Below are 9,797 nucleotides of genomic sequence, written 5' to 3'. Positions count from 1 at the left end.
ATCAAGAAGTTCTGATGAGTAAATATTTAAGGAGCATTAACGTAATAGAAGCTTTAAAATGAAACTTAATATTCGTTAAAATTCCTGACTGCTCGCCCTTTTACGATATATCGTAATTTTAAAATTAGCTCATTTTTATAAAGCATTGTATTTTAAATACTTAATAACATGGCCTAAAATTAGCAAGAGGTATAAAATTTTGAATACTAAAAATTCAAGTTGGCAAAATCAATATATGGCACATTGTTGACGAAGCCGATCGATTTTAAACCCAATGCTGAAGCAATATTTTTATAAAACCATAAACCTTTTCATCTTAACGGTTATATTTTTTCCGGTTCACGGACAAACGTATTTAAAAGACGATATAACTGCTAAAAAGGGTTTTGTTCATCTGTCTTCATTACCAACTGATACAGGCGCTATTAGAAAAATAATAGATATTGCCAAATACTTTGTTGTTAAACCGGGAGAGGAGCCAGCGGATATCAGTATGGCCAAAGATATTGGTACCCAGGCTCTAAGCATGAGTACCGCCCTTAATGATACTGCTCTCCAGATACTCAGCAACATTGTGCTTTCTCAAACTTATCATGAAGGTGGTCAGCTTAAAATTGCATATCAATATCGTGACAGAGCCTTGGCCTTGTCTGCTAACCATCACCATCCGGTAGAAGCAGCACAAGCTTACATGGAAGCGGCTAATTACTACAATGTAAACCGTGAAAATGGTGGGGTACAAAAAAAAATAACATATTATGGCCAGGCCATCCGATTACTACGGGAGGCAATGCCCCGGTCAAAAATGCTTGCCGATGCCATGAAATATTACGCCGATCTGAAAGATTGGAATTATGAAACCAGCCTTTCTACCCTGGCTATGCTGAAAGAGGCTGTTGAAATTTATCATGAACTGCATGACGAGCACCTGGAGGATATTTATACTGTTTTAAGTCATACCTATTCTGTTTTAGATAACCCCAGAGAAAGCTTAAGATACGGGATACTGGCTGTTCAGGTAGGCGAAAAACTCCAGGATACCAGTTTAAGCATGAGTTGGATATATAACAACATCGCACATCCATATTTACAATTAAACGAACCACAAAAAGCTATATCATACTTAAAGAAAGCACTTGTTATAGCAGAGCGTAATCGCAATCAGGATTATATTGTATCAACAATGGCTGTTATGGCTCACACTTATGAGCGATCTGGTGATCTTAAGGCCGCGACTAAAGTATTGAAAGAAGCCATTAAAAAATGCTCACCTGATGATTATGAGACCTTCGCCAATTTAAATGTAGCATTGCTTAACGTATATAACACTTCAAAGGCATACACCGAGGGCGCAAAAGTTTATGCAGCCCTACAGAAATTACAGGTTGAACATCAATTTCACGGAACTATAGGTGAGTATATATACGTGAGCAGTACAGACTTCCTGATAGGAACCAGGAGATTTGAAGAAGCCGAAAAGATGTTTACCGCTCTCGAAAAATTTGTCAGCTCTAAAGCTGACATCACAAATCTGAATGGAAGGGTGGCGGTGCAACATATCAGATTCAAACTTGATTCAGCACAGGGCCGTTTGATGGATGCCATAAAGAGTTATCAACGCTATAAATTGCTTGGTGACACTTTAGATAATAGAAATCATGACCAAAAGATCACTCAACTTGAAACGGAGTTTGAAGTGTATAAAAAAGACGAGGATATTGCTGAGAAAGCAAAAAGCATTAAGCACCTTGAAAAAGAAACTCAGTTGCAAAAATTGGCACTTAATAACAGAACAAAAGTCCGAAATCTGTTGATAGCCACTGCCGGCCTGCTTGCTTTATTACTTGTTATCAGTTATAGAAATTATCAGATAAAACGCAGGGCTAATCTGGAGCTGTCAGAACAGCGGGAAGAGATTAATACACAAAATGATTATCTTAAAGAATTACTTCAGGAGCGGGAATGGCTGCTGAAAGAAATTCATCACCGGGTTAAAAACAACCTGCAGATCGTGATATCACTGCTTAACTCGCAATCGGCTTATCTGACAGATCCGGCCACGCTCAATGTACTTCGTGATAGCCAGCATCGCATGAACTCGATATCGCTTATTCACCAAAAACTTTACCAGGGAGACAATCTGGCCGGCGTTTATATGCCTACCTATATTGGTGAATTAACGGAGTTTTTGCAAAGTAGTTTTTCCTCTGCACCGCGAATAAAGATAGAAACAGATGTAGCCCAGGTTACCTTAGATGTATCACAGGCGGTACCTCTTGGTTTGATCATGAACGAGGCTATTACTAACGCGATCAAGTACGCGTTTGGTAATGAAGCCGGAAGGATAAATATTGGCCTCACTCAACTGAAAAATCAACTTTGGGAATTGCTGATCAGTGATAACGGAAAAGGTTTACCTGAAGGTTTTGACCCGGAAACAGCTGAATCATTAGGTATGAACCTTATGCGTGGCCTTACCGGACAACTTGACGGTAATTTTGAGATCAGGAGTACTCATAATGGCGTAACTATACGAATAAGATGGACACAATATAGATTAATTGAAAAGAATAGACCAAAGGAAAAGTCCAATTAATAAAGGGCATGAGCTGTAAATTTATCATCAGCAACCATCTATTTTGACATAGATCAATTTTTGACAATTCGGCCACACCTAATTTCGCCATAAGCTTACAGTACCAACTATAAAAAACTTATGGAAGACGATAAAAAATATATTGACCACAACTTAAAAGCTGCCTTACATGCCAGGTGCCCAAGATGTCGCAGAGGGGCAATGTTCGCTAACAGTCCGCTAAGTCTGTTTAATCAAAAAATGAATAACCAGTGCCCGCATTGTGGCTTTTTCTTTGAAATTGAGCCGGGTTATTTTTATGTAGCTATGTTTGTTAGTTATGCCATAAATGTTGCTATAATGGTAAGCTTTGCCGTAGCTACATATGTGCTTACACATAATAATAACCCCTGGTTATATGTTGGCGCTACGCTGCTTCCAGCCGTTATTTTTTCACCATTCACCTACCGCTATTCGCGCGTTATTCTTTTATATTGGCTTACCCCAGGCATTCATTTTGATCCGAAAAGGGCTGAGGATGATTACCATTATAGCCGTTAACACGATAATCTAACTTAAACAATACCACTTTTTGACTTAAGTCAATACTGGTGATAACAGACCTCAATAATTTTGTTGCTATCCGCAGAGGGTACGAAAGCCTTGGATAAAAAACGCTCAAATTATTCTCATGAAAGCAAAAGTTGATGTTACAGAAGCAAACTTCGAATCGGTTGCTCATGTTTTAAATCCTGTTCTTGAGGATGAATTTGTGCTGTTTGTTAAAACCCGCCGCGCTCACTGGAATATAATCTGTTGGGGTTTTAGTCCCAGATACCTGTTTTTTGAAGATCAATATACTGAATTGGATGATATTGTTGACCAGATTGCCGAACGCATACGCTCACTCGGACACTACCCACTGTCTACGCCTGAAAGTATGCTCCAAATGACACATTTTGCCGAATCGACAACAAGAGGGGGCGATAGTTCGGAATTTGTTAAAGAACTTCTTGCTGATCATGAAAGGCTTATCAGAAATATCAGGGAATTGATCGCAGTTTCTGCTAATAAATACAAGGATATCAATACAAGTGATTTTTTGACCGGCCTGCTAAGGCAACACGAACAAATGGCCCAAATGTTAAGGATACATCAGTAATCGTTGTTTGTACATGCCGCAGCAGAACTGAAAAAATACCTTGAGCTTTAAAAACTACTATTGAAAACAACAAATCATTTAAATTATATCAACAAACCAATCATGAAAACAATAACCGTTCCTACAAGAGAGCAGGTAAACCCACAATCACAAGAAATTTTTGATGCTATCACTAAAAAAATGGGCAAAGTGCCTAACTTATTTGCGACCATAGGTTACTCTGCCACAGCATTAAAAGCGGTACTGGATCTGGAAGAGACATTAAGCCACGGTGCATTTAATGCTAAGGAAAGGGAAGCAGTTAACCTTGCCGTTTCACAGGTAAATCATTGTAATTACTGCCTTGCCGCACATAGCATGATTGCTGGAATGAGGGGCTATTCAAAAGAAGATATTTTGGGTTTCCGTAAAGGCACCGCTGCCGATCAGAAATTACAGGCAGCGCTTCAACTTGCCCAAGCTATTTCCGAAACTAAAGGTGAGGTTAGTGATGAACTTAAAGATGCTTTTTTTGAAGCAGGATATGATGAGGCGGCATTGATGGAATTGGTAGGATTGATAACCCTGCGCACATTTACAAACTTCGCTTTCGCACTCACCAAAATTCCTGTTGATTTTCCTGCTGCTGAGAAAATTTAAGTAATCGCCTGAGTTACAAATGGCCATCTTCATCTGAATTTGTAGTATGAAGATGGCCATTTCTTTTCAACTCAAGCTTTGATCTTACCTCTTTTCATAATGCGTTAGTAAGCTTTAAAACTATTAATTCAGCAGGGGCATCACCCGGTTTTAATGCCGATAGATCAATAACACAATCATTACCGGTGTTTTTTAATTTTAATGGTTTACTGCTACCCAAAATAGATACGATAGTATTTGGCTTTGCTTGAAAATTGCGCAGTTTAAAAGTAGGAGTGAAGCCCGGCAAAACGCAGAACAGGTTTTTATTTTTTACCGTAAAAAAGGCTTCAACGTAGGCTGTGTCTTTTTGAGGTTTTACAAGCTGAGCAATGCTATATCCGGCCATATAGCTTTTACCTTTTTTCTCGCGTTTGATGCCATTGCTCCACTGGTATGATTGTTTGTAAGCTTCGGTTTCGTAAATAGCATCACCGTTTATTTTTAACCAGTCGCCAATTTCAGTAAGGCGTTGTTGCATAATTACCGGAATGCGGCCGTCAGCCGTCGGCCCAATGTCAAGCAACAGGTTTCCACCACGTGATACAATATCTACCAGCATTAAAATAAGATCATGCCCGGTTTTATAATCCTCTAATTTTTCATTGCGGTTATAACCGTAGGAATGACCTATGCCCTGGCTTTCTTCCCATATCACATTTGCATCCTTACCGCTCCCGTATTCAGATGTGGTATACGTAGCACCTTGATTATGGTCGCGTGTATTGCTTCCCCATCTGTCATCAACCACAACTTCTTTAGCCACCGGCGAATCGTTAAACAACCAGGCCAGCAATTCCTGGCTATGCCACGCGGTATCAGGTAATTCCCATTCGCCGTCTGAAAAAATAACGGATGGCTTGTATTTAGTAACCAGATCTTTAAACTGCGGGAACATGTGCTCGGTTACATATCGTTTTTTATCTTTTAACCATAATGGATTGTACCATTCATATAATGAATAATAATAACCCATTTTTAAACCCTCATGCCTTACAGCGTTGGTCAAATCACCAAGCAGATCCCGTTTGGGTGTACCCGTTACGGCGTTCCATGAGCGTCCCCAGTCCCGGTCGGCCTCGGCGCTATTCCATAAGCAATAGCCTTCATGATGTTTGGAGGTGAGTACCACATAACGTGCCCCCGAGTTTTTAAATACCTGCGCCCACTGTTGCGGATCGAACATTTCGGCCTTAAACATCGGCTCAAATTGTGGATACAGGAAATCGGATCCATAGTTTTTTTGATGAAAAGCCACAAAATCCTTTTGCTTTTCTGTCACAATGCGCTGCCAGTACCATTCGGCATAGCTATAACCACTGTTGGGAATTACCGGAGCATAAGCAGGAACAGCATACAAGCCCCAGTGAATAAATATACCAAACTTATCCTGATGGAACCATGCCGGCATTTTGCGCGTATTCAACGAGGCCCAGGTAGGCTCAAAGGTTTGCGCAGAACAAATACCAAAACAAAAAAAAGCAAATAGAAGTAGCAGTGTTTTTTTCATGATGAGGAGATTTGCATGAAAAATAAGCCTAATTTTTTAAAAATCAAACCCAATGAAATGTATACCAAGCTGCTAAAAGTATCAATTTTGCTTCTTTGGATTAACTATTAATGTTATTCAGCTACATGGACTGATGCAGCACCTTGAACTTTCTTAGGCAGGCATATCAGCAGTACGCTTAATATAATCAAACAAATGATTTGAGCGGCAAGACCATAGTGAAAGGCAAGCACGATGTTTTTAGTATGATCAATAAGGTAATAAAAAAGCCCGCCAATGAGGCAAATACCAAGGGCCGACGATGTTTGTTGTACTGTAGAATAAATTCCTGCTGCAGCTCCGGCAAACTGAGCCGGTAAGCTCCGGAGCGTAATATTTAGCAATGAGGGCAATACCAATCCGTTTCCTAAACCATATAAGGCCTGGAGCGTGAATAGCATAGCTACACTTGCGCTGGTCTTAAAATAAACGATCTGTAAGGCGAAGGTGACAACGATGATAGCGATACCCACCTGCAATACCGGCGTACCAAATCTGGGTATCAGACGAGCAGCAGCAACAGAGGTGATGGTGAACAATATACCAGGTGCGACAAAATAAAGACCTGATGTTAGCGGACTTACGCCAAGGCCGTTTTGAAGGAAAACTGCACTTAACAAAAGGTAGGAGGTATGCATCATGAAATGAAAAAGCACTGCCGCCAAACCAATGTTGAGATCATGAAATTTAAACAACGCGGTATCTATAAGCGGGGCTTTACCTGCCATTTTTTTATGTCGCTGGTCATAAATAAAATACCAAAGGATCACGCCTGATAATATGATTAAGGCAAAACTCCACCAGGGCCATCCTGATTCACGCCCTTGTATAAGCGGGAAAACAAGGCAGAAAAGAGCAATGGTCAGTATCAATACACCCGACATATCCATTTTCGTTGTATTGTGCCGCTCGGTCTCCGGCAAATACAATTGCGCGGCAAGCAATGACGCCAACCCTATTGGTAGATTAACCAGGAAGATCAGGCGCCAACCCGGAACAAAGAAATGCCCGCCGGCAAAATAACCGCCAAGTACCTGGCCAATAACAGAAGCCAACCCAAGGGTGATACCGAACCAGCCAATTGCTTTGGAGCGTTCTTTGGGATCGGCAAACAGTACCTGAATAAATGCAATAGCCTGTGGCACCATAAAGGCAGCACTAACACCTTGCAAGAAACGCATAAGGTTTAGTTGATTGGGCGTTTGCGAAATGCCGCAGAGGCAAGAGAAAACCGTAAACCCGATCATGCCCCAGATAAATGTACGTTTACGGCCATAATGATCACCAGAGCGCCCACCAGTGATCAGGAAAGCCGCATAGCCTAATAAGTAAGCGGCAATAACAAGCTGTACTTGTGCATCGGTAGCGTGAACACCTGCTTTAATGGAAGGTATTGCTACGTTAATAATAAAAACGTCGATAACGGATAGGAGGGGCGCCGTTAGTACGATTACCAGCGCGAGCCAGGGAGAAATGGTTTTACTCATCTTTGAATTTTATAAATGTTGTCACTTTTATATTGCTTGCCTTGTTTCAAAAAACAGGCAATAGCAATCCTGTCCCGGGCAAACCCGGATTCCTTTACTGTAAAATTTCTTATTGATTATAATTAGCCCTGAGCTCGCTTAAGCCAGCTTACGTATGATGCTCTTCGCGTTTTCTAAAGACTCATGTGATTTTGTGATATAGGCCATCAATACACCTGATTCTAACTGGGAAAAAATGATCTCCGTAAAGTCTTCATCACTTAGTAGTTTATCTTTAGAGCGTTCAAGCTGCTTTACAAGGCTTGCGATCCGTGTTTTTAATTCGCTTTTAAATTTCGCGCCACGTTCCAATATCCCGACCTCTTCTTTAGGCATTTCAGACAGAATTTTATTCCAGGCGCAGCCTCCATAATTTGAGCTGATCTGACGAACAATGCGGTAATCAAAAAAGGCTATCAATTGATCCATAGGATCGTGGATATCCTTAATGAACGCATCTAAACCGCCGAACCAATTTTTATACAATTGATCTATATAAGCCAGCAACAAATCACTTTTTGACTTGAAGTGATTATAAAGCGAGGGTTTAGAGATGTTAGCTTCCTCAATGATCTGGTTGATGCCCGTAAGGTTGTAGCCCTGCTCGTAGAACAGCCTATCGGCTGTTTCCATGATTTTGTCTACTACTACTACTGGTTTCATGAACCAAAGGTAATATTCAGAATTTAACTTACAAGTCTGTTAAATTATAAATATTACCATTTAACAATTCACTGACTAATCTGCTTTTCATGATATTGGATAGATACTATACACAAATGTTATCTATGATTTTTTTTGCAGCATCCAATAGCCGGTTAACGTATTTCATATCTTGTGTGGATCGAAAAAATAAAGAAGCACCTTCAATCATTGAAATTATCTGAAGGGCTATAGTCAAACCATCGGTGTTTGCTTTGAACTCCTTTGCATTTATTCCATCTTCAATAATATCAACCAATTTCTGCGTCCAGATTAACAAACTTGTTGCCGCTTTACTTCTCAACAGGTCATTAGTATCATCAGATTCTATAACCGTGTTTTGAAGCGGACACCCACCGGGCGTAAACGATGTTCTGGCCGAAGGATGATGAAGCAGTACGTGGGCAAGCAGTCTATCTTTAAATGAAACTTGAACATCAGATCCGTCAAATAAAATCTTCCTTTTTCGTTCCCAGTTATAATCAAAAGCAGCTACTGCCACCGCTTCTTTGTTTGGAAAGTTACCGTAGATGCTGCCTCGCGTCATTCCAGTTGCTTTTTCCAGGTCGCTGACCGAAGTACCCAAAGCACCCTTTTTATTAAAAAGTTCGGCGGTTAATTCTACAATACGCTGGCGGGTAGTTTCTGATCTCGGAACAAATTTCATAGTACAAATATAAGTTGTTAGCGCTTCTTGTGTTCAGGTGTATTACCAGGCAATTACTTCGCCATCTTTAAAAAATTGCCCTGTGGGTCCGTATTTAGGTAATGTAGCGGCCAAAACAATGCTTCGGGCACCTTCACTTACCGGCCTGCTTCCAAAATCACTAAAAGTATCATAAGTTGCCGTTAAGCCGGGCGTAGCAGCATTTACCAATATACCATCCGGTTTTAAATCGAGAGCGGCTTTTAAAGTAAAAGCGTTTAAAGCCGCCTTAGAGATACTGTAGGCAGAAATAATATCTCTCCAGGGGTTAACCAGACTGTATCCTTTACCACCAAAAGAACCTGAACCAGACGAAACATTAACGATACGAGGATGTTCGCTTTTCCTTAACAGTAGGGTGAAATGTTTAACTGTACTCCATGAACCTATGAAATTGCTTTCAAATACATTTCTGATGTCTGCGAGTTCAACGCTGGTTGTATCATACTGATCAGGAAACAGCGTTGCGTTATTGATCAGAACATCCAATTTTCCATATTGCTGATTGATCTGATCGGCTACTGCTTTAACCATTGGTTCATCTGTAACATCTAATGCTATGGGCACTACGTCAAGCCCGTCAGAGATTAATATTCCTGCAAGTTGAGTTGCTGTTTCCTGTTTTCTTGAGGTGATGATAACCCGATAATTCATACCTGCAAGTTGCCGGGCTACTTCTAAGCCTATGCCTGTCGCTTTTCCAACCCCTGTTATCAGTGCTAATTGTTTTGTCTCCATTTTTAAATTCTATTAAATAGTATTACTTATATAATCTTTATTTAGAAAATGCTCGCTTTATCATATAACAATCGTTATACATTAATACACTATCTTCCAATCATTAATGCAAATATAAATCAAATAACATTTTATATACCAATCGTTATATGTATTTATTG

Annotated in this window: 9 protein-coding genes; 4 read left to right on the top strand and 5 right to left on the bottom strand. The window is 40.2% G+C overall.

Annotation, left to right across the window (positions count from 1 at the left end; genetic code table 11):
- The first annotated feature begins 274 nt into the window (after positions 1-274).
- The 4 genes from AAGC65_RS05345 (at position 275) to AAGC65_RS05330 (ending at position 4,376) form a co-directional block, all read left to right on the top strand.
- Positions 275-2,596, top strand: coding sequence for a histidine kinase dimerization/phosphoacceptor domain -containing protein (locus AAGC65_RS05345; protein WP_343111384.1), 2,322 nt, complete (start codon positions 275-277; stop codon positions 2,594-2,596).
- A gap of 120 nt (positions 2,597-2,716) precedes the next feature.
- Positions 2,717-3,136, top strand: coding sequence for a DUF983 domain-containing protein (locus AAGC65_RS05340; RefSeq protein WP_343111383.1), 420 nt, complete (start codon positions 2,717-2,719; stop codon positions 3,134-3,136).
- A 130-nt stretch (positions 3,137-3,266) separates the two neighbouring features.
- Positions 3,267-3,737 carry a DNA starvation/stationary phase protection protein gene (locus tag AAGC65_RS05335; protein WP_343111382.1) on the top strand — a complete coding sequence of 157 codons (471 nt, stop codon included), beginning with the start codon at positions 3,267-3,269 and terminating at the stop codon, positions 3,735-3,737.
- Between the two features lie 102 nt (positions 3,738-3,839).
- Positions 3,840-4,376, top strand: a complete 537-nt coding sequence (locus AAGC65_RS05330) for a carboxymuconolactone decarboxylase family protein (RefSeq protein ID WP_343111381.1) — start codon at positions 3,840-3,842, stop codon at positions 4,374-4,376.
- A gap of 94 nt (positions 4,377-4,470) precedes the next feature.
- Here AAGC65_RS05330 and AAGC65_RS05325 read toward each other — a convergent pair whose 3' ends face one another.
- From AAGC65_RS05325 to AAGC65_RS05305, 5 genes are all read right to left on the bottom strand, one after another.
- Complete coding sequence (locus AAGC65_RS05325; protein ID WP_343111380.1) at positions 4,471-5,925, bottom strand: alpha-L-fucosidase; 1,455 nt, start codon at positions 5,923-5,925, stop codon at positions 4,471-4,473.
- A 113-nt stretch (positions 5,926-6,038) separates the two neighbouring features.
- Positions 6,039-7,451, bottom strand: a complete 1,413-nt coding sequence (locus AAGC65_RS05320; RefSeq protein ID WP_343111379.1) for an MFS transporter — start codon at positions 7,449-7,451, stop codon at positions 6,039-6,041.
- A gap of 138 nt (positions 7,452-7,589) precedes the next feature.
- A complete protein-coding gene (locus AAGC65_RS05315) occupies positions 7,590-8,153 on the bottom strand; it encodes a TetR/AcrR family transcriptional regulator (protein WP_343111378.1) in 564 nt (187 codons plus the stop codon).
- Between the two features lie 106 nt (positions 8,154-8,259).
- On the bottom strand, positions 8,260-8,859 hold the full coding sequence (locus AAGC65_RS05310; protein ID WP_343111377.1) for a TetR/AcrR family transcriptional regulator: 600 nt from the start codon (positions 8,857-8,859) through the stop codon (positions 8,260-8,262).
- Between the two features lie 42 nt (positions 8,860-8,901).
- Positions 8,902-9,636, bottom strand: a complete 735-nt coding sequence (locus tag AAGC65_RS05305) for an SDR family NAD(P)-dependent oxidoreductase (RefSeq protein ID WP_343111376.1) — start codon at positions 9,634-9,636, stop codon at positions 8,902-8,904.
- Between the last annotated feature and the right edge of the window lie 161 nt (positions 9,637-9,797).

Origin of the sequence: Mucilaginibacter sp. (genome assembly GCF_039207105.1) — a bacterium.
In the GTDB taxonomy this organism is placed as follows: domain Bacteria; phylum Bacteroidota; class Bacteroidia; order Sphingobacteriales; family Sphingobacteriaceae; genus Mucilaginibacter.
This window is presented reverse-complemented; position numbering and strand designations above follow the sequence as displayed.

Bases quoted from the DNA above. Each gene is read 5' to 3' on its own strand.
- AAGC65_RS05345 (WP_343111384.1), top strand. From the start codon at position 275: ATGCTGAAGCAATATTTTTATAAAACCATAAACCTTTTCATCTTAACG.
- AAGC65_RS05340 (WP_343111383.1), top strand. From the start codon at position 2,717: ATGGAAGACGATAAAAAATATATTGACCACAACTTAAAAGCTGCCTTA.
- AAGC65_RS05335 (WP_343111382.1), top strand. From the start codon at position 3,267: ATGAAAGCAAAAGTTGATGTTACAGAAGCAAACTTCGAATCGGTTGCT.
- AAGC65_RS05330 (WP_343111381.1), top strand. From the start codon at position 3,840: ATGAAAACAATAACCGTTCCTACAAGAGAGCAGGTAAACCCACAATCA.
- AAGC65_RS05325 (WP_343111380.1), bottom strand. From the start codon at position 5,925: ATGAAAAAAACACTGCTACTTCTATTTGCTTTTTTTTGTTTTGGTATT.
- AAGC65_RS05320 (WP_343111379.1), bottom strand. From the start codon at position 7,451: ATGAGTAAAACCATTTCTCCCTGGCTCGCGCTGGTAATCGTACTAACG.
- AAGC65_RS05315 (WP_343111378.1), bottom strand. From the start codon at position 8,153: ATGAAACCAGTAGTAGTAGTAGACAAAATCATGGAAACAGCCGATAGG.
- AAGC65_RS05310 (WP_343111377.1), bottom strand. From the start codon at position 8,859: ATGAAATTTGTTCCGAGATCAGAAACTACCCGCCAGCGTATTGTAGAA.
- AAGC65_RS05305 (WP_343111376.1), bottom strand. From the start codon at position 9,636: ATGGAGACAAAACAATTAGCACTGATAACAGGGGTTGGAAAAGCGACA.